This window comes from Flavobacterium sp. (genome assembly GCF_046073885.1).
Taxonomy (GTDB): Bacteria; Bacteroidota; Bacteroidia; order Flavobacteriales; family Flavobacteriaceae; genus Flavobacterium.
The window spans coordinates 27877-47998 of the sequence record NZ_JBJTND010000007.1; the positions used below are offsets into that span (position 1 = coordinate 27877).

Sequence of the window (20122 nt, forward strand, 5' to 3'; positions counted from 1 at the left end):
ATGAAATACAGAATAGGACAAATAGTTCCTTCTTCCAATGTGACGATGGAAACCGAAATACCAGCCATATTTAAGGCGAGAGAAACCATTTTACCGGAGCGTTTTACGTTTCATAGCAGTAGAATGCGAATGAAAAAAGTGACCAAAGAAGAGCTAGAAGCCATGGATGCCATGAGTTTGAAATGTGCCCAAGAACTTTCAGATGCGCATGTAGATGTTATGGGATATGCGTGTTTGGTTGCCATTATGAGCATGGGTCGCGGTTACCATTGTGTTTCAGAGGTAAATTTACACCAAGAAACAGTAGCGAATGACTTCCCTACTCCAATTGTAACTTCTGCAGGAGCATTAATAAATGGATTAAAAGTTTTAGGTGCCAAACAAATTTCGATTATTACACCATACATGCGCCCATTAACCGATATGGTTGTCGATTATATTGAACACCAAGGAATTAAAGTAAAACAAAGTATCGCACTTGAAATTCCAGATAATTTAGAAGTAGCTGCTCAAAACCCAATAAACTTATTGGAAATATACAAACAATTGGATTTGACCGATGTAGATGTGTTGGTAGCGTCGGCATGCGTTCAAATGCCTTCCTTGGAAGCGATCGATTTAATTCAAGCAGAATGTGGTATTCCAGTGACATCGGCAGCAGTTTGTACTACCTATGAAATGATGAAAAAAATTGGAATTGAAGCAAAATCAAGTATTGGTGGAGCACTTTTAAGTGGAAAATACTAATTCGCTACAATAATTCAATTGCAATTTTTGCCTTTTTTGTTTTGCGATAGTTCTCTGGCGAAGTGTGGCAGATTTTCTTAAAAACATGTCCAAAGTTGCTGTAATTAACAAATCCTAAATCGAAGGCAATTTCATTTATCGGCTGATCAGTTTCTTCAATCAATGCCTTAGCAATTTCCATTTTGTGAAACAAGATATATTGGTAAGGCGTATTTCCAATAATACTTGAAAAAATTCGAATAAAGTGATGCTTTTTCCATTTGGTTAACTTTGCTAATTCATCAATATCGATTTTTTCATAAATGTTATCATTGATGTAATTAATTACATGTCGAATACGATACGGAACATCTTCAATTACTTTTTTATCCGTTTTTAGTAAATCCAAATGCTTGTGGGAATAATTGTAAAGTATGATTTTTACCAATGCATTCAATTCTGTTTTCCGAACGGGTTTCACTAAAAAACCATAAGGTCGAGTTACTTTTATTTCTTCTAAAGTGATATTGTCTGCGTTTGTTGAAATATACATAAACGGAATTAAATCGGCATTCAATAAATATTTACCAATTTCAGTAGCTGTTATTTTCCCCTTGATATCATTGTCTATCAAAACCAGCTGGGGTTTTATTGTTTCTATTTGTTGTAAAATAGTAGTTGTAATTACCATGTTTAGAACTACTTCATAGCCTTCATTTTCTAAAATACTTTGAATATTTTGAGAAAGCTGTAATTCTGAACCAATAACAAGAACGGTATTTTTACTCATATAAAATTACTAAACAATTTAAATTCAGTTTTAAATTTAGATTTTACTTTAATTTACGAATAGATTTCAATACAACCTCATTTAGTTGAAAGAAACTAACTTAATTCAACTTTTATATTATTATCCGTAACCAATTAAAAAGTTGAATTTCAAAACAACTTCTTAACAATTCATAAAATCCATTAAATAACACTTAAATTATTTAATATTTTTTACTTTATTAACAAGTTGTGAATGTATAATTAATTAAACGATTATGTGTATTTATTCCTACAAAAAAAATATTTATAATATTAAGGGGCTGTATTAATATTCACTAAAAAAACGGATAATTGACTTAAAACAAAATTCAAAAGCAATAAATGTTAATATTATTTAAATTTATTATGCGCGCATAATAAATTATTTGTATATTTGATTTAATAATTAATTCTGATGAAAGAAAAAACAATTGACTATTTACTGAGATCCACTTGGCAGGCAGTTTCAAGGATGTACAATGAAGAGGCTTCAAAATTTGATGGATCGATGGCTATTGGATTTGCATTATTAAGTATAGATAAAGAAAACGGAACACCATCAACCTATATCAGTAACCGAATGGGAATGGAACCTACTTCATTAACTCGAACCCTAAAAACATTAGAAGAAAAAGGATTAATTACCCGAAAAAAAAATCCTGAGGACGGTCGAGGTGTATTGATTTACCTAACTCCACTTGGTAAAGAAAAAAGAGAATTATCTAAAGAAACCGTTTTGAAATTTAATGAAACGATTAAGAAAAATATACCTGAAGAAAAACTGAATCATTTTATGGAAGTTACCGAAATGATTAACGAATTAATTACTGAGAAAAAGATTTTTTGAACCACATTCAAATAAAAAATGAAAAGAATTATAAAAAAAGTAGCGGTTATCGGTTCGGGGATAATGGGATCTGGAATTGCATGCCATTTTGCTAATATTGGTGTTGAGGTATTGCTGTTGGATATTATCCCAAATTCATTAACCGAAGCCGAAGATAAGAAAGGATTGACCCTAGAAAGCAAAGCAGTTCGCAACCGAATTGCTAATGACCATTTGGCGAATGCTTTTAAATCAAACCCCTCTCCTATTTACAGTCAAAAGTTTGCCAACAGAATCACAACCGGAAACACAACCGACAATCTCCCTGAAATAGCATCATGCGATTGGATTATTGAGGTGGTTGTAGAGCGTTTGGATATCAAAAAACAAGTATTTGAACAAATAGAAAAATTCCGTAAACCTGGAACAATAATCACTTCAAATACCTCCGGAATTCCTATTAAATTCATGAGTGAAGGCAGAAGCGATGATTTTCAAGCGCATTTTTGCGGGACTCATTTCTTTAATCCTGCTCGTTATTTGAAATTATTCGAAATCATTCCGGGTCCGAAAACAACTCCAGAAGTTTTAGAATTCTTAACGAATTATGGTTCGCAATTTTTAGGAAAAACATCGGTCGTAGCAAAAGACACTCCTGCATTTATCGGAAACCGAATTGGAATTTTCGGAATTCAGAGTTTGTTTCATTTGGTAAAAGAAATGGGACTAACTATTGAAGAAGTAGATAAACTAACAGGTCCCGTAATTGGAAGACCTAAGTCGGCCACTTTTAGAACAGTTGATGTAGTTGGGTTGGACACTTTAGTTCATGTGGCTAATGGTTTGTATGAAGGTTGCCCAAATGATGAAGCACACGATTTATTCCAACTTCCCGATTTTATTTCCAAAATGATGGAAAACAATTGGTTGGGTAGTAAAACTGGACAAGGGTTTTACAAAAAAGTTGGGAAAGAAATTCTATCTTTAGATTTAACTACCTTAGAATACCGAGCTGCAAAGAAAGCCTCTTTTGCAACTTTAGAATTAACTAAAACCATAGAAAAACCGATTGATCGATTTAAAGTATTGGTTAATGGAAAAGATAAAGCAGGAGAATTTTACAGAAAAAGTTTTGCTGCAATGTTTTCGTATTGCTCCAATAGAATCCCAGAAATAGCTGATGATTTTTACAAAATTGATGATGCTATGAAAGCTGGATTTGGTTGGGAAAATGGACCCTTTGAAATTTGGGATGCCATTGGAATTGAAAATGCGATCGAATTAATGAAAGCCGAAGGATACACCTCTGCTGAATGGGTAAATGAAATGTTAGCTTCTGGAAATTCTACTTTTTACACTGTAAAAAACGGAGCTACACATTATTACAATATTGCAACCAAATCGCAAGAGAAAGTTCCGGGGCAAGATGCCTTTATTATTTTAGATAACATTCGCGAAAGCAATACAATATGGAGTAATTTGGATGCCAGTATTATTGATTTAGGAGATGGGATTTTGAATTTAGAATTCCATTCGAAGATGAATACCATTGGTGGCGGAGTATTAGCCGGAATTAATAAAGCAATTGATCTTGCTGAAAAAGAATACCGCGGATTAGTAATTGGAAACCAAGGAGCTAATTTCACCGTGGGTGCCAACATCGGAATGATATTCATGATGGCCGTAGAACAAGAATACGACGAATTAAACATGGCAATAAAATACTTTCAAGACACCATGATGCGCGTGCGCTACTCCTCCATCCCGGTAATTGTTGCCCCACACGGATTGACATTAGGCGGTGGTTGCGAAATGAGCATGCATGCCGATCGCGTAGTTGCTGCAGCAGAATCCTATATTGGATTGGTTGAATTTGGTGTAGGTGTAATTCCTGGTGGCGGAGGTTCAAAAGAAATGACTTTGCGTGCCTCCGATTTATATAGAAAAAATGATGTAGAACTGAATGTGCTACAAGAGTATTTTCTTACAATCGGAATGGCAAAAGTAGCAACCTCTGCTTATGAAGCATTTGATTTAGGCGTCTTACAAAAAGGTAAAGATATTGTAGTGGTGAATAAAGACCGTCAAATTGCAGTAGCAAAACAAGTTGCTATGCAAATGGCAGATCAAGGCTACACCCAACCGATTAGAAGAACAGACATTAAAGTTTTAGGAAAACAAGCCCTTGGAATGTTCTTAGTGGGAACCAATCAAATGGTAGCTGGAAAATACATATCCGAACACGATTTGAAAATTGCCAATAAACTAGCTTATGTAATGGCCGGTGGCGATTTATCGGAACCGACATTAGTTAGCGAACAATATTTATTAGATATTGAAAGAGAAGCATTTTTATCGCTTTGCATGGAAAGAAAAACATTGGAGCGTATTCAGTTTATGTTAACCAAAGGAAAACCGCTTCGTAATTAATTTTGTGAATTATAAATTCATAATTTAAAATTTAAAATAAAAAAAATGAAAACAGCCTATATAGTAAAAGCATACAGAACTGCAGTTGGAAAAGCTCCAAAAGGGGTATTTCGATTTAAACGTCCCGATGAATTGGCAGCTGAAACCATCCAATTTATGATGAAGGATTTACCTGATTTTGACAAAACTCGAATAGACGATGTAATGGTTGGTAATGCCATGCCCGAAGCCGAACAAGGTTTGAATGTTGGACGTTTAATATCCTTAATGGGGTTAAAAGTGACTGATGTTCCTGGGGTTACCGTAAACAGGTATTGTGCTTCCGGATTGGAAACTATCGGAATGGCGACTGCAAAAATCCAAAGTGGAATGGCAGATTGCATTATTGCAGGTGGTGCCGAAAGCATGAGTTTTATTCCGATGGGTGGCTACAAACCCACCCCAGATTATGCCATAACAAAAGAAGGGCACGAAGATTATTATTGGGGAATGGGTTTAACTGCTGAAGCTGTTGCCAAACAATTTGCAATTTCAAGAGAAGATCAAGATGAATTCTCCTTCAACTCCCACCAAAAAGCTTTAAAAGCAATGGCAGAAGGAAAATTTGAAAATCAAATTGTACCAATTACCGTAGAACAAACATTCATCAATGAAAATGGCAAAAAAGAAACCAAATCGTATGTAGTTTCCAAAGATGAAGGTCCAAGAGCTGACACCAATATTGAAGCATTAGGAAAATTAAAACCTGTATTTGCAGCCGATGGTAGTGTTACAGCAGGAAATTCCTCACAAATGAGTGATGGAGCGGCTTTTGTTTTAATAATGAGTGAAGAGATGGTGAAAGAATTGGGTGTTACCCCAATTGCGCGATTGGTAAACTTTGCTTCTGCTGGAGTTGAACCAAGAATTATGGGAATTGGGCCTGTAAAAGCAATTCCGAAAGTCTTAAAACAAGCCGGATTATCTTTAAATGATATTGATTTAATTGAGCTAAATGAAGCTTTTGCGTCTCAATCATTAGCGGTAATCAGAGAATTAGGTTTGAATCCAGATATCGTAAACGTTAATGGTGGCGCCATTGCATTGGGGCATCCACTAGGATGCACCGGAGCCAAATTATCCGTACAATTATTTGAAGAAATGCGACTGAGAAAAAGTAAGTACGGAATGGTAAGTATGTGCGTTGGAACCGGGCAAGGATGCGCTGGTATATATGAACTACTATACTAAATAAATTCAACATCGTTTTGTCGTTACGTAGAAATCAAATAATAAATATGGAATTACAATTAAGATTCCTTCGGAATGACAAGATTGCGTATAAATATTAAAAAAATAGAATTATGAGCGATATAACAAGAGGTGGACAATTTTTGGTTAAAGAAACCAAATGCGAGAATGTCTTTACGCCAGAAGATTTCTCGGAAGAACAATTAATGATGCGTGATTCGGTTAAAGAATTTGTGGAAAAAGAAATTTGGCCAAACAAAAACCGATTTGAAAGCAAGGACTTTAAACTCACCGAAGAGCTTATGAAAAAAGCCGGTGAAATGGGATTTTTAAGTGTTGCTGTTCCCGAAAATTATGGAGGAATGGGAATGGGATTTGTAGATACTTGTTTGGTATGCGATTATATTTCGGGTGCAACAGGTTCGTTCTCAACGGCTTTTGGTGCCCACACCGGAATTGGAACCATGCCAATTACCCTTTACGGAACTGAAGAGCAAAAGCAAAAGTACGTACCAAAATTAGCCTCAGGCGAATGGTTTGGAGCTTATTGCTTAACCGAGCCTGGTGCGGGAAGTGACGCCAATTCAGGTAAAACCAAAGCAGTTTTATCGGAAGATGGCACACATTATAAAATCACCGGACAAAAAATGTGGATTTCCAATGCCGGTTTTTGTTCGTTATTTATTGTTTTTGCACGAATAGATGATGATAAAAACATAACTGGTTTTATTGTTGAAAATGATGCTACAAACGGAATAACATTTGGAGAAGAAGAACATAAATTAGGAATTCGGGCCTCCTCTACCCGTCAAGTTTTCTTTAACGAAACGAAAGTACCTCTTGAAAATATGCTTTCCGAAAGAGGAAACGGATTTAAAATTGCAATGAATGCCTTGAATGTAGGCCGAATCAAATTGGCAGCCGCCTGTTTGGATGCTCAAAGAAGAGTCACTACCAATGCTATAAATTATGCTAACGAACGAGTACAATTCAATACACCCATTTCACAATTTGGAGCAATTCGTTATAAATTAGCCGAAATGGCAACTTCAGCTTATGCGGGAGAAAGCGCCACCTATCGTGCTGCAAAATCAATCGAGGATCGGATCAATGCTCGTATCGCAGAAGGAACATCACACCAAGAAGCCGAATTAAAAGGAGTTGAAGAATTTGCCATCGAATGTTCAATTCTAAAAGTAGCCGTTTCGGAGGATGTTCAAAATTGTGCCGATGAAGGAATTCAAATTTATGGTGGAATGGGCTTTTCGGAAGACACTCCGATGGAAAGTGCTTGGCGCGATGCGCGTATTGCTCGTATTTATGAAGGGACTAATGAAATTAACAGAATGCTTTCTGTAGGAATGTTGATTAAAAAAGCTATGAAAGGCCATGTTGATTTGTTAGGTCCAGCCATGAAAGTCCAAGAAGAATTAATGGGAATTCCATCCTTTGATACACCTGATTATTCGGAGTTATTTTCGGAAGAAAAAGAAATGATTGCCAAATTAAAAAAAGCATTCTTAATGGTTGCTGGTGCTGCGGTTCAAAAATTCGGAATGGAATTGGATTCGCACCAACAGTTATTAATGGCTGCTGCCGATATGTTAATCGAAATCTATACGGCAGAAAGCACCCTACTTCGTACTGAAAAATTAGCTAAAAAAGAAGGCGAAGCTAAAGTGGAAGAACAAATAGCAATGGCTCAGTTGTATTTATACAAAGCTGTTGATATTGTGGCATTACGAGGTAAAGAAAGTATTATTTCATTTGCCGAAGGCGACGAACAGAGAATGATGTTAATGGGATTACGAAGATTTACGAAATACACTAACATGCCGAATATTGTAGCATTAAGAGAAAAAATCACATCTAAATTAGTAGCCGAAAATAGTTATTGTTTTTAAGCAACTTTTAAATATAATAGACTACTATTTAGCTAACTTTGATAAAAATAAATCAAATGAAAAAAATACTTCTTCTTTCAATAGCGGTTTTAGCAATTATAGTTGCCTGTAAATCTGGAAATTCAAGCAAAGCAAATGCTTTAACCATAACACTTGAACCAAAAAGTGGCAGCACCGTATCAGGAACTGCAACATTTAAAGAAAAAAACGGGATGGTTACTTTTGAAGCGAAACTTACCGGATTAAAGCCGGGGGTTCATGCTATTCACATTCATGAAAAAGCTGATTGTTCGGCTGGCGATGCTACATCTGCTGGCGGACATTGGAATCCATTGCATGTAAAACATGGAAAATGGACCGATGCCGAACACCATAAAGGCGATATTGGAAACTTTACTGCTGATGAAAATGGTAATGGAACCATCACATTAAAAACAGAGGAATGGTGCATTGGCTGTGGTGATGTAACCAAAAATATTTTAGGAAAAGGTTTAATCGTACACGATAAAGCAGACGATTTTGTAACGCAACCAACAGGAAACGCAGGCGCTAGAGTGGCATGCACCGGAATAATAAAGTAGTTATTAAATCTCCATTATAAAATCGTTATTTATTAATTTAGATAACGATTTTTTATTTAAAATTATCCTAGATTTGTAATGCAAAATTGTTTTTATGATTAACCCTTCGGCAAATGGTTGGATAGAAAAGTATTTCTTGGAACTTTCCAACACATTCCCTTGTTCTGCAACGGATTCTTTGTCATTTTATAAAAACATTCGTAAAACAGGTTTTATTTACGGTCATATTGTTAGCATAAACAACAATTCCGAACATACCATATCACAATGGGATCCAGAAGAAGTATCTAAAATTGCCTTGCTTAATACATTATTTGAAACCTATTACTTCACTACAAAGCAAATAGACAAAAAAGACTTTATAGACAAAACAGTTCATTTTTATGAAAAAATGACACCCAAAGGATTTGGAATTTTGGATAAACTACTTCCCTCTTCAGATAGTTCAAGATTGGAAAGTATTATTGAAGAAAGAGTCCAAACCAATAAAGATATTATCAGTCGTAATTTTTCTCATATTGTCACCAATGCCATTTTATTTGTAGACATTTTAGCTTACAGACACTACTTATTTAATGATGAAATTCCGGAGAAGTATTTAAAAAAAACGGAAGAATCAATAATTAGTTTGGTTTCATTAGCACTACAAATAAAAACGGTTAAAACTTCAAATGACGATTTATTGATAAAACTATTTGATGCTTCACTTCGGTATACTAAATTTTCAAAAGTAGACATTCAAACCATTGAACAATTGCCTTTAGATTATTTTAAAGATGATTTAGAAAAATTCTATTTGTTAGATATGGCTGGATTAACTGTTTGGAATGACGGAATATTAGACAATGAAGAATCTTATTTTTTACATAAAGTTGCGCAAATACTTCAATTGTCGGATGAAATTACAAGAGAGAGTATTCAGGATATAACGGATTTTATCACCGCTTACAAGTCTGAAATTCAATATTTTAATTATTCAAACCCGGTTAAGCACTTCTATGAACAAACTACTTCTAGCGTTGAGTTTTTAATTAAACGAAATAAAAACAGATTATCTAAGGAAATAGTTGAAAGCAAGGAGTTAATGCATTTAATTATGCAATCAACTAAAAGGGATTTGGATGCATCCGAAAAAAAGAAAGTAAAAAAACAATTGTTAGACATTTGCAAAAGCGTGCCTTCCTTAACTATCTTTTTACTTCCAGGTGGGAGTTTGCTATTACCTATTTTAATTAAATTTATTCCGCAAATATTACCCTCTGCTTTTAATGAAAATTTAGAAGATTAGTAGGATTCAATCCACGAAAAACTATTGCTATAAATTTCCTCTTTGTTTTGTTTCACAAATTCCAAATAGGCGTTTGCAACCGGACTCATTTTTTTTGATTTAAGCCAAATTAAACGCCAATTAGTGGTAATTGGCAATTTCGGAACCGGAACAATTTTTAATTCGCCATTTTCTAATTCATTTTTAATTCCAATTAATGGCATGATTGACAAACCCAATCCTGCAATTACAGCTTGTTTCACAGCTTCGTTAGATGTTAATTGAATCTTGGTATTGGGATTAATTTTATTAGCTAATAAAAAGTTTTCCATTGAAATTCGAGTTGCAGAACCCGTTTCTCTGTATAATAAAGGAATCTGACTCAACATATCTTTAATTGTTAGTCTTGAATCAAAGTCTTTATTGGCGATTAAATACAAATCGTTTTTCATTAGCAACTCCGATTCTACTTTAATATCATCTGGAACAGTAGAAACCAAAGCAAAATCTACTTCATTATTAAGTAAAGATTTAATGACTTTAGCCTTGTTGGTTACATCAACTTCAAATTCAATTCCGGAATTTACATTTATAAATTTGGAAAGAAAATAAGGCATAACGTATTTACCCGTTGAAACAGCTGATATTTTTAATTTACCAGATAAAATGCCTTTATAGGCCAGGGTTTTATAATTTATGGAATGAACTTCATTAATAATGTTTTCTGCTGCCAATGCTATTTCCCTACCAAAATCGGTCACATACAATTGCTTACCTACTATTTCTGTAAGTGGAATATCAAATTGATCCTGAAAATTTCTTAACTGAATTGACACTGCTGGCTGGGTAAGATGTAACGCTTCCGCAGCCTTTGTTATACTTTTCGTTTGAGTTATTTTTAAAAAAACCTGTAATTGATGTAACGTATAATTCATAAATATTTTTTATATATAACATTACAAATATAAATAAAAATATATGAATTAAATTATAGAATTTTGTCAAGCAGAATAAAAGTAATTCTAAAATATGGAAACCAATAAAAATTTCAAATTGATAGATGGTGTTTTCAATTCAAAAGAAGCAAAAAAAATCATCATCTCATTGATTAACAATAAAATAAATTATCACAATCTTGAAGACTTTAGCAATCATATTCGATTCAATAATGTATTGTCAAATTCTCAAAAAAGAATTAGTGAGTTACAAAATGCCCAGAAAATGATCGAAGAATTAGTTGATTTAGCAGAAAAAAATCAATGGAAATTAAAAATCGAAAGTACAGTAGAAATTAATATTCAAAAATAATGTATAAAGGCAGACGTCTTCTAATTGCTACAAAGCACAATAAAGAAAAAGTGATAGCTCCTATTTTTGAAAAAAAACTTGAAGTTCAATGCTTTGTTACAAACAATTTTGACACAGATGAATTAGGAACATTCTCGGGTGAAATTGAACGAAAAGACGATGCTTTTACAACGCTAAAAAAGAAATGTGAAATAGCCATGAAAGCAAATAATTGCGATTTAGCAATAGCTAGCGAAGGATCTTTTGGGATGCATCCAAGCTTATTTTTTGCTCCTGCAGATGACGAGCTATTGCTTTTTATAGATGCTAAAAACAATATAGAGGTAATAGCAAGAGAAATCAGTATTGACACAAATTTTAATGCTTCAGAACTCAATAATGAGGAAGAGTTATTTGCCTTTGCAGAAAAATCGAATTTTCCTTCACACGGTTTGATTTTGAGGCCCTCCAAAAATAACACAAATGATATTTACAAAGGTATCACCGATAGAAATGAACTTTTAAATACGTTTAACAAACTAATTAATCAATACGGAAGTGTTTACATTGAAACCGATATGCGCGCTAGTTTTAATCCAAAACGCATGAAAGTAATTGAGAATGTTGCAATAAAATTAGTAGAATCAATAGAAAGCAAATGTCCGAATTGTGATTTTCCTGGATTTTCAGTTAGCAAGGTTAATACCGGATTAAAGTGCGGTTGGTGTAACAATCCAACAAAATCAACCCTTAGCTATAGCTATAAGTGCAAAAAATGTCATTTCCAAAAAGAAGAATTATTTCCAAATAATAAAACAATAGAAGATCCAGCTTACTGTGATTTTTGTAATCCCTAGAAAAAAAATGTCAATACTATCAAGTGAAATATCTAAAGCAATTCAATTAATAAATGAGGAAAAATTGATTGCTATCCCAACAGAAACTGTTTATGGATTAGCTGGAAATGCTTTTAGTGAAAAAGCGGTGAAATCAATTTTTGAATTAAAAAAAAGACCTCATTTCAATCCTTTAATTGTTCATTTTCATAGTTGCAATCAATTGGAAGAATTTGCCAGAGATATTCCTGAAAAGGCTTACTTACTTGCCAACAAATTTTGGCCTGGCTCTTTAACTTTAGTACTAAAAAAACAACCAAGAATTCCGGATCTAATTACTGCAGGTAAAGATACCGTAGGACTTCGAATTCCGAATCATCCACTAACACTCAAATTACTTGAAAATTTAGACTTTCCTGTAGCGGCACCAAGCGCCAATCCGTTCGGATCAATCAGTCCAACTAATCCAAATCATGTTTCAGAATATTTTAAAAATGAATTACCCTTCATACTTGATGGAGGACCATGTACCAACGGAATTGAATCTACAATAATTGGATTTGAAAATAACAATCCGATAATTTATCGATTGGGTGCACTATCTATTGAAGAAATAGAAAATGAAATTGGAAAGGTTCAAATAATCAATCAAAATGAAACTAATCCAAGTGCTCCAGGAATGCTCTCTAGGCATTATGCTCCTAAGACAAAAACAATAGTAACATCTGAAATTGAGCTTGTTATTTCTAAAAATCAAGGAAAAAAAATAGGACTTATAACATTTGATAAAATAACAGAGAACAATCAAATCGAACATACTATTATCTTGTCAAAAACCGGGGATTTCAAAGAAGCAAGCAGTAATTTATATAGTTCAATGCATCAATTGGATCGATTAAATTTAGATTTAATTCTTATAGAAAAATTACCTGATTATGATCTAGGAAAATCAATAAACGACCGATTAGCAAGAGCTAGCAAGAATTAATATCATAATCAATAAATATAAAACATAAACTATGAACTTAAATTTATTAACCGATAATCTAACCAATCCAGCTTTATTATTTTTTATTTTAGGAATTGTAGCAACCCGTTTAAAAAGCGATTTAGAAATTCCTAATAATACTTCTAAATTTATCTCAATCTATTTATTATTTTCAATTGGTTTTAAAGGAGGGCAAGAGTTAGCACATAGTCAGTTTAATTTTGAAATTATTTGGTCTATTTTATTCGGAGTAACTGTTGCCATTGTGATTCCTATCTATTGTTTTTTTATATTAAAAAGAAAATTTAGCATTGAAAATTCGGGGGCAATTGCCGCTTCCTATGGCTCAGTAAGTGCAGTAACTTTTGTTACTGGAGTTAGTTTCCTAGAAATTCAAAAATATACTTTTGGAGGTCATATGGTTGCTGTAATGGCTTTAATGGAAGCACCTGCAATTATTGTTGGAGTTATCTTGATGCGCATGTATTCAAAAGAAAATGAAAAAACTTCACAATTTGGTACAGTGATTCGACATTCTTTTACCAATGGTAGCGTATTATTAATATTAGGAAGTTTAATTATTGGACTTTTAGCTAGTGAGCAACAAGCTATGGGAATTAAACCTTTTACTACCGATATTTTTAAAGGATTCCTTGCAATATTCCTATTAGATATGGGAATTGTGAGTGGAAAAAAATTAAATGATTTTTTTAAAAGCGGATGGTTTACGGCTTTGTTTGCAGTAATCATTCCATTAATAAATGGTTGCGTTGTTGCATTAGTAAGCCATTTAATTACAGATGATATTGGAAACCGATTTATTTTCTCAATACTTGCTTCAAGTGCATCTTATATTGCTGTTCCTGCAGCAATGAAAATTGTAGCGCCAAAGGCAAATCCGGGTTTATTTTTACCAATGGCTTTAGCAGTAACATTTCCTTTTAATATAACTTTTGGAATGCCAATATATTTATCAATTATTCAAAATTGGTAAATTTTTTATGTTAATTTATTTTGTTTAAAAAGAAAAGCTGTATTTTTCAATACAGCTTTTTAATTTATTAATTTGAAAACTTTAATTGATATACATCATCTAAATCTTCATTAGAACTCATATTAACACCTAAATCGGTAACATATCCCGAGTTCAATCCATAAGTCCAACCATGCAGGGTTAACTCTTGACCATTGCGCCATGCATTTTGAACAATAGAAGTTTTGGCCAAATCAAATACTTGTTCTTGCGCATTCACTTCAACAAATTTATTAAATCGCTCTTCCTCATCTTCAAAAGCATTTAAATAATTTTCATGAATTCTATATACATCTTTTATGTGACGAATCCAGTTATCAATTAAACCTATAGATTGATTTCCCATAGCTGCTTTCACCCCTCCACATCCATAATGCCCGCATACAATAACGTGTTTAACCTTCAATACATTTACAGCATAATCTAAAACACTAAGCATATTCATATCGCTATGAATCACCATATTGGCTATATTTCTATGAACAAAAACTTCACCTGGTTTAGCGCCTATTATTTCATTAGCAGGTACTCTACTATCTGAACAACCGATCCAAAGTAACGGAGGTTGCTGACCTTTTGCTAAATCCTTAAAATATTCTGGATCTGAAGACAATTGACTTTCAACCCATTTCTTGTTGTTGTCTAATATCTTTTTGTAAAAATCACTCATAGGTATATTCAAAATTATTTTATAAAATTAAGACTTTATATGAATTAAAAGATGAAATAGTGGTATTTTTAACTATAAATTAAATTGATAGGTTTTATATTTGCATAAAAATATATTATACAGATGACCATCACACAATTACAATATGTACTAGCAGTTGCCGAGCATAAAAATTTCACTTTAGCTGCCGAAAAATGTTTTGTTACACAACCCACTTTGAGCATGCAAATTCAAAAAGTAGAAGAAGAATTGGGTGTTCAAATATTTGATCGCACCAAGAAACCGATTCAACTAACCGAAATTGGTCAGAAAATTGTTAACCAGGCAAAGAATATTGTAAATGAAGCTGATCGTATACAAGATATTGTACACCAGCAAAAAGGGTTTATTGGTGGGGAATTTCGATTGGGAATCATCCCAACAATAATGCCTACATTGTTACCGATGTTTTTAAATAATTTCATTAAAAAATATCCAAAAGTTAAATTGATTATCGAGGAACTTCATACCGAGGATATTATTTTCAAATTAAACAATGGCCACCTTGATGCAGCAATTGCTGCTACTCCATTAAATGAAGAAAAAATTAAAGAAATTGTATTATATTTCGAACCTTTTGTAGCTTACATTCCTGAAAATCATGGCGTTTATAGTAAAAAAGAAATTGAAATAAACGATTTAAATCTTGATGAAATTCTATTACTACAAGACGGACATTGTTTTAGAGACAGTATATTAAACTTATGCAAAAGTGATAAGAACTTAGAGAACAACCATTTCAAAATTGAAAGCGGCAGCTTTGAGACTTTAATCAAACTTGCCGATGAAGGACTTGGAACTACTTTATTACCCTACCTTCACACTTTGGATTTAAAAGAAAAGGACCAAGCCAAATTACGTCACTTTGTAGAACCAAAACCAGCACGTGAAGTGAGTTTAATATATCCAAAAAACGAATTAAAAATTCATATTATTGACGCGTTACGCGATACAATTGCTGGAGTTGTAAAAGGAGCTATCGTTTTTCAAAACGTACAAATTGTAAGTCCGAAGGCGACCAAGTAGTTATATTTTTCTTGCTCGAAGCATTTCTCGTTTTCCAGGAGCACCTGGCAATTTTTCAACTTGAAATCCGCTTTCTAGCATGGCGTTTTTAATTGATGATCGGCAAGCATACGTTACCAACACTCCGCCAGGTTTTAATGCAACATACATTTTTTGAAAGATTTCCAATGACCATAATTCGGGTTGAACCCGAAAACCAAAAGCATCAAAATAAATTAAATCAAACTGGTTGCAATCATTAATTTCTTGAAAGAATTGTTGGCGCTTGGTTAATTTAAAATTACTTGATAATTGATGCGTCTCATTCCATGATATTTGGTGCATCGTTTCAAAAACCGATTGATTATCTGATGCATGTAATTCTGTAACATAATTCATTGATAGTGCCTCTTCAAGAAGCACAGGATACGCTTCAACACCTGTATATTCAACTGATTTATTGTTTTTTTTTGCTTCAATGAAAGTAATAAAGGCATTCAATCCAGTGCCAAATCCAATTTCTATAACGGATAGTGGTTTTTCTTCAAATAAATCAAATCCACTTTTGATAAAAACATGGTACGCCTCTTGAATAGCGCCGTGCTTAGAATGATAGCTTTCCTCCCATTCCAACAAATGAATGGTTGTAGAACCATCTTGGGTTTTAATTATTTCGCGTTTCAAGAATTAAGGGATAAATAATTTTTTAATTTTCGGAATTGGGCCTCCACATTTACCTTGATGACATGTAATGCAAGCCTTCACACCTGCATTAAAATTTTGTTTTACATTTTCTGGATCAGAATAAATCAATTTTTGAGCAGCAATGTAAGCTTTAGCATTGGCATCAAAAAAAGGATCTTTATCAGTACTGTCGGTAAATTTAGCCGTATAAATTTTATTGAAAAACCCTGGGTAATTTCCTACCGGCTCTCCTTTTTCAATTTTATTTTTTATTTGCAAATTGTAGGCATACATCTGTTCCATGAGTGATGCCATTTCTGACAACTCATACATTTCAAACTTTTTCTCTTTAGTACAAGATTCATTGTTTTCTGAAGTACTTTTTTCTTTTTTCTGACAAGAAAAAAAACAAATTACCAACAATAAGATTAGAATATTTCGCATCTTATTTTTTAATTAAAACACCATCTGCCATGAAAGAATAGTTGGTCTCTGGTGCAACAATACTATCAATTGCTGCTTGAGATTTTCCAGCATCTTTAGCATATTCTTTCAAATCACTAATTGGAGTAACTTCAACAAAAGCTTTTCCATGAAGAATTACTTCACTTTCTGAAGCGTTTTTTGGAACAAAAAAACCATAATCCTTAAAACGAACTAAGGCTGTTTTACCAGAACCTAAATCGACATTCATCCAACATCCTTTCTTTTGACACACATCAACAATCTTCGAAGCTACTTTAATCTCAAGGGTATCCGTTGGTTTTAAAGAAGTATATTTTGTTAACAAATCCTCCTTACTTATAGCACCATCAGGGGAAATGCTATCTCCAAATTTTGCGTAAGAGCCCACTTTTTCTTCTTGCTTTACTTCTACTTTCTTATTACAGCTAGTTACTAAAAGAACTGCAGCAATAACACAAATTATATTTTTCATAATTATTCATTTTTATTAAAACAAAAATAAACAGTTATTAAATAGAAACACTAAATATTGTTTCTTTTTTTTTAATTTAAATATTCATTTTTTTAGTAGTTTTGCAAATTAATTATAAAAATCACAACCCACTAAACAACTAATTGTTTTTCAATTTCTTGAATAGTGCTAATACTGTAAATTAAGCCGGATGAGTTTAAACAATACTCTAGAAATTGAAATAATAAAAGCTGCTTCTTCTAAAATCGATACCATTGATTTTGAAAATCTTGCTTTTGGAAATGTATTTACCGACCACATGTTGGTTTGTGATTTCAAAGAAGGATCATGGCAAAAGCCTGTTATTAAGCCTTACGAACCTTTTATGATTGACCCTTCGGCTAAAGTATTTCATTATGGTCAAGCCATTTTTGAAGGGATGAAGGCGTATAAAGACGATAAAGATGAAGTATGGTTATTTCGTCCAGACGAAAACTTTCACCGTTTTAATAAATCGGCGGTACGTATGGCCATGCCAGAAGTTCCAGAAAATATTTTTATTGACGGTTTAAAAACCATAATCGACTTAGAACGCAATTGGGTAAAAAAAGGAATCGGAAACACATTATACATTCGTCCTTTTATGATTGCGGTTGGATCAGGAGTTATTGCCCAACCTTCTACGCAATATCGATTTATGATTATTCTATCTCCAGCTAAATCGTATTATTCTGGTGAAGTAAAAGTAATTATTGCCGAGCATTATAGCCGTGCGGCAAATGGTGGAATCGGCGCTGCAAAAGCAGCCGGAAACTATTCAGCACAATTTTACCCAACTAAATTAGCTAATGAAAAAGGGTTCCAACAAATTATTTGGACCGATGATGCTACACACACTAAACTAGAGGAAGCGGGAACGATGAATGTGTTTTTTAGAATAAACGACACTTTATTAACTGCACCAACAAGTGAAAGAATTTTAGACGGAGTTACCAGAAAGAGTTTAATTGACCTAGCTAAACGTGAAGGTTTAGACGTTCAAATCCGTTCTGTACTTGTTGAAGAACTTGTAAATGCTGCTAAAGATGGAAGTTTAAAAGAAATTTTTGGCGCAGGAACTGCAGCAGTAATTAGTCCGATTAGCTCTTTTTCTTACCAAGAAACTGAATATGTACTTCCAAAAATTGAAGCAACTTTTGCAAAACAATTGAAAGAAAAACTAACAGATATCCAATACAACAAAGCGGAAGATACTTTTGGCTGGACGGTTAAAGTATAGATTAATTAGAATTCTTAGAATATTAGACTTCTTAGATTATTAGATAAGAATATAAAGCGATTTTCATTGAGAATCGCTTTTTTGATTAATAAATAAACGGGATTAATCTCTTGGTTTTATTACTATAAGTAATATATTTTCCACCAAATTGTTCCATTAGTACCTTTTCTTCTACACGAATTCGATATAGCATTGTATAAACTGTTGGAAAAAAAACAATAGCCAGACTAGGCCAATTGTTTAATGCCAATCCGAAACTAAAAAAAGTAATTAAAGAACCTGTGTAAGATGGATGTCGCATGTATTTATACAATCCCGATTGCATTAATTGGTGGTCTTCCCGAATGGTTACTTTAACAGTAAAAAAACGACCTAATTGCTTAATTGCAAGTAATCGGAATCCAATTCCAAATAACATTAGCACCAAACCTATTACGCTAATCCATTTAGAATTCACAATTAAAAAATCGGTGTTTGCAGAAAGATATACCGAAATTATGTTGGATGCTATTATTTGACACCAAATGATTAACCATGAATTTTTATCGGCAGACTGCTTATCCGAATTATTCGAACGAAGAAAGCTGTTAATTAATATTTCTGAAGAAATCCAAATCAAACAAACCCAATTAAATAAATTCATAGTCTTTTATTTAAACAGAAAACCAGTTGCTTACCATTTCTTTTTCGGAATGGATAGCATTTTTATGAAAAAACTCATTGGTTTTACTATCGTATTCATATTCTCCTATCCAATCCTGATAATTGTTTGCTAAATCGTTAATACTGTTGCAAACAAAAATAATCTCTTCGGTTGTGGTTGTTGGATGCACTGACATTCGTATCCATCCTGGTTTTTTAATCAAGTCGCCTGAGGTAATTTGGCACACTAAATCATTCGAAGTTTCTTGATCTACATGCAGTAAATAATGCCCATAAGTACCGGCACAACTGCAACCGCCTCGAGTTTGTATTCCGAATTTATCGTTCAATAATTTCACACCCAAATTAAAATGCAAATCTTTAATATAAAACGAAATAACGCCCAATCGATCTTGGGTTTCTTCCGCCAATAAAACAACATTTGGATTTTCTTTTAGGGCATCAAAAATATATGAAACCAATTCGTGTTCGCGTTTCAAAATATTTTCAACTCCCATTTTTTCTTTAAGTTGAATCGCCAATGCTGTTTTTATAACCTGCAAAAAACCAGGTGTTCCGCCATCTTCGCGATCTTCAATATTATCAATGTATTTGTGCTCTCCCCAAGGATTGGTCCAACTTACGGTTCCTCCACCTGGACAATCAGGAATACTATTTTTATATAAGTTTTTATTAAAAACTAAAACACCTGAAGTTCCAGGTCCACCAAGAAATTTATGTGGAGAAAAGAATATAGCATCAAGATAACTTTCGCTATCAGTTGGGTGCATATCAATTTTCACATAAGGACCTGAACAAGCAAAATCTACAAAACAAACTCCATTATTTTGATGCATCAATTTAGCTGCTTGATGATAAGGCGTTTTAATTCCTGTAACATTGGAACAAGATGTTATAGAAGCAATTTTAAAGTTTCTCTCTTTATGTTTTTCAAGTAATTTTTTTAAT

Annotated in this window: 21 protein-coding genes; 13 read left to right on the forward strand and 8 right to left on the reverse strand. The window is 33.2% G+C overall.

All coding sequences use genetic code 11. The annotated features are described in order from the left end of the window. Positions 1 to 747, forward strand: a complete 747-nt coding sequence (locus ACKOWY_RS00675) for an Asp/Glu racemase (protein ID WP_408939517.1) — start codon at positions 1 to 3, stop codon at positions 745 to 747. Positions 748 to 751: 4 nt separating this feature from the next. Here the strand turns inward: ACKOWY_RS00675 and ACKOWY_RS00680 are convergent, their stop codons facing one another. After that, positions 752 to 1516 carry a DNA-binding response regulator gene (locus tag ACKOWY_RS00680; protein WP_408939518.1) on the reverse strand — a complete coding sequence of 255 codons (765 nt, stop codon included), beginning with the start codon at positions 1514 to 1516 and terminating at the stop codon, positions 752 to 754. A gap of 435 nt (positions 1517 to 1951) precedes the next feature. Between ACKOWY_RS00680 and ACKOWY_RS00685 the strand changes: the two genes are divergently transcribed. The 6 genes from ACKOWY_RS00685 (at position 1952) to ACKOWY_RS00710 (ending at position 9795) form a co-directional block, all read left to right on the forward strand. Then, complete coding sequence (locus tag ACKOWY_RS00685; protein ID WP_408939519.1) at positions 1952 to 2383, forward strand: MarR family winged helix-turn-helix transcriptional regulator; 432 nt, start codon at positions 1952 to 1954, stop codon at positions 2381 to 2383. Between the two features lie 18 nt (positions 2384 to 2401). Continuing rightward, the gene (locus tag ACKOWY_RS00690; protein ID WP_408939520.1) at positions 2402 to 4792 is read left to right on the forward strand and encodes a 3-hydroxyacyl-CoA dehydrogenase NAD-binding domain-containing protein; all 2391 of its coding nucleotides are present in this window, start codon (positions 2402 to 2404) and stop codon (positions 4790 to 4792) included. A gap of 45 nt (positions 4793 to 4837) precedes the next feature. Further along, entirely contained in the window at positions 4838 to 6022 is a 1185-nt protein-coding gene (locus ACKOWY_RS00695; RefSeq protein WP_408939521.1) for an acetyl-CoA C-acyltransferase, read from the forward strand. 113 nt (positions 6023 to 6135) lie between these two features. Beyond that, the gene (locus ACKOWY_RS00700; protein ID WP_408939522.1) at positions 6136 to 7926 is read left to right on the forward strand and encodes an acyl-CoA dehydrogenase family protein; all 1791 of its coding nucleotides are present in this window, start codon (positions 6136 to 6138) and stop codon (positions 7924 to 7926) included. A 56-nt stretch (positions 7927 to 7982) separates the two neighbouring features. Continuing rightward, positions 7983 to 8507, forward strand: a complete 525-nt coding sequence (locus tag ACKOWY_RS00705) for a superoxide dismutase family protein (protein WP_408939523.1) — start codon at positions 7983 to 7985, stop codon at positions 8505 to 8507. Positions 8508 to 8601: 94 nt separating this feature from the next. Further along, on the forward strand, positions 8602 to 9795 hold the full coding sequence (locus tag ACKOWY_RS00710; protein WP_408939524.1) for an LETM1-related biofilm-associated protein: 1194 nt from the start codon (positions 8602 to 8604) through the stop codon (positions 9793 to 9795). Here ACKOWY_RS00710 and ACKOWY_RS00715 read toward each other — a convergent pair. Beyond that, positions 9792 to 10709 carry a LysR family transcriptional regulator gene (locus ACKOWY_RS00715; RefSeq protein WP_408939525.1) on the reverse strand — a complete coding sequence of 306 codons (918 nt, stop codon included), beginning with the start codon at positions 10707 to 10709 and terminating at the stop codon, positions 9792 to 9794. The genes ACKOWY_RS00710 and ACKOWY_RS00715 overlap by 4 nt on opposite strands. 94 nt (positions 10710 to 10803) lie before the next feature. Between ACKOWY_RS00715 and ACKOWY_RS00720 the strand changes: the two genes are divergently transcribed. From ACKOWY_RS00720 to ACKOWY_RS00735, 4 genes are read left to right on the forward strand one after another with little or no spacing between them, the layout of a single operon-like run. Then, positions 10804 to 11082 carry a hypothetical protein gene (locus tag ACKOWY_RS00720; protein ID WP_408939526.1) on the forward strand — a complete coding sequence of 93 codons (279 nt, stop codon included), beginning with the start codon at positions 10804 to 10806 and terminating at the stop codon, positions 11080 to 11082. Beyond that, positions 11082 to 11918, forward strand: a complete 837-nt coding sequence (locus tag ACKOWY_RS00725; protein ID WP_408939527.1) for a DUF6671 family protein — start codon at positions 11082 to 11084, stop codon at positions 11916 to 11918. The genes ACKOWY_RS00720 and ACKOWY_RS00725 overlap by 1 nt, the downstream gene beginning before the upstream one ends. Positions 11919 to 11925: 7 nt before the next feature. Next, complete coding sequence (locus ACKOWY_RS00730; protein WP_408939528.1) at positions 11926 to 12885, forward strand: L-threonylcarbamoyladenylate synthase; 960 nt, start codon at positions 11926 to 11928, stop codon at positions 12883 to 12885. A gap of 31 nt (positions 12886 to 12916) precedes the next feature. Next, positions 12917 to 13879: a sodium-dependent bicarbonate transport family permease gene (locus ACKOWY_RS00735; protein WP_408939529.1), complete on the forward strand. Its 963-nt coding sequence runs from the start codon at positions 12917 to 12919 to the stop codon at positions 13877 to 13879. A gap of 67 nt (positions 13880 to 13946) precedes the next feature. Here the strand turns inward: ACKOWY_RS00735 and can are convergent, their stop codons facing one another. Beyond that, positions 13947 to 14588 carry a carbonate dehydratase gene (gene can, locus ACKOWY_RS00740; RefSeq protein ID WP_408939530.1) on the reverse strand — a complete coding sequence of 214 codons (642 nt, stop codon included), beginning with the start codon at positions 14586 to 14588 and terminating at the stop codon, positions 13947 to 13949. Between the two features lie 123 nt (positions 14589 to 14711). On the opposite strand from can, the gene ACKOWY_RS00745 reads away from it, so the two are divergent. Next, positions 14712 to 15653 carry a LysR substrate-binding domain-containing protein gene (locus tag ACKOWY_RS00745; RefSeq protein WP_408939531.1) on the forward strand — a complete coding sequence of 314 codons (942 nt, stop codon included), beginning with the start codon at positions 14712 to 14714 and terminating at the stop codon, positions 15651 to 15653. On the opposite strand, the gene mnmD is transcribed toward ACKOWY_RS00745, so the two are convergent. The 3 genes from mnmD to ACKOWY_RS00760 are packed head-to-tail and all read right to left on the reverse strand — an operon-like array spanning position 15654 to position 17253. Continuing rightward, complete coding sequence (mnmD, locus tag ACKOWY_RS00750; protein ID WP_408939532.1) at positions 15654 to 16316, reverse strand: tRNA (5-methylaminomethyl-2-thiouridine)(34)-methyltransferase MnmD; 663 nt, start codon at positions 16314 to 16316, stop codon at positions 15654 to 15656. It abuts the gene before it with no gap. Between the two features lie 3 nt (positions 16317 to 16319). Beyond that, the gene (locus ACKOWY_RS00755) at positions 16320 to 16760 is read right to left on the reverse strand and encodes a hypothetical protein (RefSeq protein ID WP_408939533.1); all 441 of its coding nucleotides are present in this window, start codon (positions 16758 to 16760) and stop codon (positions 16320 to 16322) included. Between the two features lies 1 nt (position 16761). Continuing rightward, the gene (locus ACKOWY_RS00760) at positions 16762 to 17253 is read right to left on the reverse strand and encodes a DUF4920 domain-containing protein (protein WP_408939534.1); all 492 of its coding nucleotides are present in this window, start codon (positions 17251 to 17253) and stop codon (positions 16762 to 16764) included. 190 nt (positions 17254 to 17443) lie between these two features. Here ACKOWY_RS00760 and ACKOWY_RS00765 point away from each other — a divergent pair, with 190 nt between their 5' ends. Continuing rightward, positions 17444 to 18511 carry a branched-chain amino acid aminotransferase gene (locus ACKOWY_RS00765; RefSeq protein ID WP_408939535.1) on the forward strand — a complete coding sequence of 356 codons (1068 nt, stop codon included), beginning with the start codon at positions 17444 to 17446 and terminating at the stop codon, positions 18509 to 18511. Between the two features lie 85 nt (positions 18512 to 18596). On the opposite strand, the gene ACKOWY_RS00770 is transcribed toward ACKOWY_RS00765, so the two are convergent. Then, positions 18597 to 19154: a methyltransferase family protein gene (locus ACKOWY_RS00770; protein ID WP_408939536.1), complete on the reverse strand. Its 558-nt coding sequence runs from the start codon at positions 19152 to 19154 to the stop codon at positions 18597 to 18599. A 10-nt stretch (positions 19155 to 19164) separates the two neighbouring features. Continuing rightward, a partial coding sequence (locus tag ACKOWY_RS00775) for an aminotransferase class V-fold PLP-dependent enzyme (protein WP_408939537.1) occupies positions 19165 to 20122 on the reverse strand: 958 nt, incomplete at its 5' end.

What these genes read in the sequence shown, in the direction of transcription:
- ACKOWY_RS00675 (WP_408939517.1), top strand. Translation starts at nt 1, where the DNA reads ATGAAATACAGAATAGGACAAATAGTTCCTTCTTCCAATGTGACGATG.
- ACKOWY_RS00680 (WP_408939518.1), bottom strand. Translation starts at nt 1,516, where the DNA reads ATGAGTAAAAATACCGTTCTTGTTATTGGTTCAGAATTACAGCTTTCT.
- ACKOWY_RS00685 (WP_408939519.1), top strand. Translation starts at nt 1,952, where the DNA reads ATGAAAGAAAAAACAATTGACTATTTACTGAGATCCACTTGGCAGGCA.
- ACKOWY_RS00690 (WP_408939520.1), top strand. Translation starts at nt 2,402, where the DNA reads ATGAAAAGAATTATAAAAAAAGTAGCGGTTATCGGTTCGGGGATAATG.
- ACKOWY_RS00695 (WP_408939521.1), top strand. Translation starts at nt 4,838, where the DNA reads ATGAAAACAGCCTATATAGTAAAAGCATACAGAACTGCAGTTGGAAAA.
- ACKOWY_RS00700 (WP_408939522.1), top strand. Translation starts at nt 6,136, where the DNA reads ATGAGCGATATAACAAGAGGTGGACAATTTTTGGTTAAAGAAACCAAA.
- ACKOWY_RS00705 (WP_408939523.1), top strand. Translation starts at nt 7,983, where the DNA reads ATGAAAAAAATACTTCTTCTTTCAATAGCGGTTTTAGCAATTATAGTT.
- ACKOWY_RS00710 (WP_408939524.1), top strand. Translation starts at nt 8,602, where the DNA reads ATGATTAACCCTTCGGCAAATGGTTGGATAGAAAAGTATTTCTTGGAA.
- ACKOWY_RS00715 (WP_408939525.1), bottom strand. Translation starts at nt 10,709, where the DNA reads ATGAATTATACGTTACATCAATTACAGGTTTTTTTAAAAATAACTCAA.
- ACKOWY_RS00720 (WP_408939526.1), top strand. Translation starts at nt 10,804, where the DNA reads ATGGAAACCAATAAAAATTTCAAATTGATAGATGGTGTTTTCAATTCA.
- ACKOWY_RS00725 (WP_408939527.1), top strand. Translation starts at nt 11,082, where the DNA reads ATGTATAAAGGCAGACGTCTTCTAATTGCTACAAAGCACAATAAAGAA.
- ACKOWY_RS00730 (WP_408939528.1), top strand. Translation starts at nt 11,926, where the DNA reads ATGTCAATACTATCAAGTGAAATATCTAAAGCAATTCAATTAATAAAT.
- ACKOWY_RS00735 (WP_408939529.1), top strand. Translation starts at nt 12,917, where the DNA reads ATGAACTTAAATTTATTAACCGATAATCTAACCAATCCAGCTTTATTA.
- can (WP_408939530.1), bottom strand. Translation starts at nt 14,588, where the DNA reads ATGAGTGATTTTTACAAAAAGATATTAGACAACAACAAGAAATGGGTT.
- ACKOWY_RS00745 (WP_408939531.1), top strand. Translation starts at nt 14,712, where the DNA reads ATGACCATCACACAATTACAATATGTACTAGCAGTTGCCGAGCATAAA.
- ACKOWY_RS00755 (WP_408939533.1), bottom strand. Translation starts at nt 16,760, where the DNA reads ATGCGAAATATTCTAATCTTATTGTTGGTAATTTGTTTTTTTTCTTGT.
- ACKOWY_RS00760 (WP_408939534.1), bottom strand. Translation starts at nt 17,253, where the DNA reads ATGAAAAATATAATTTGTGTTATTGCTGCAGTTCTTTTAGTAACTAGC.
- ACKOWY_RS00765 (WP_408939535.1), top strand. Translation starts at nt 17,444, where the DNA reads ATGAGTTTAAACAATACTCTAGAAATTGAAATAATAAAAGCTGCTTCT.
- ACKOWY_RS00770 (WP_408939536.1), bottom strand. Translation starts at nt 19,154, where the DNA reads ATGAATTTATTTAATTGGGTTTGTTTGATTTGGATTTCTTCAGAAATA.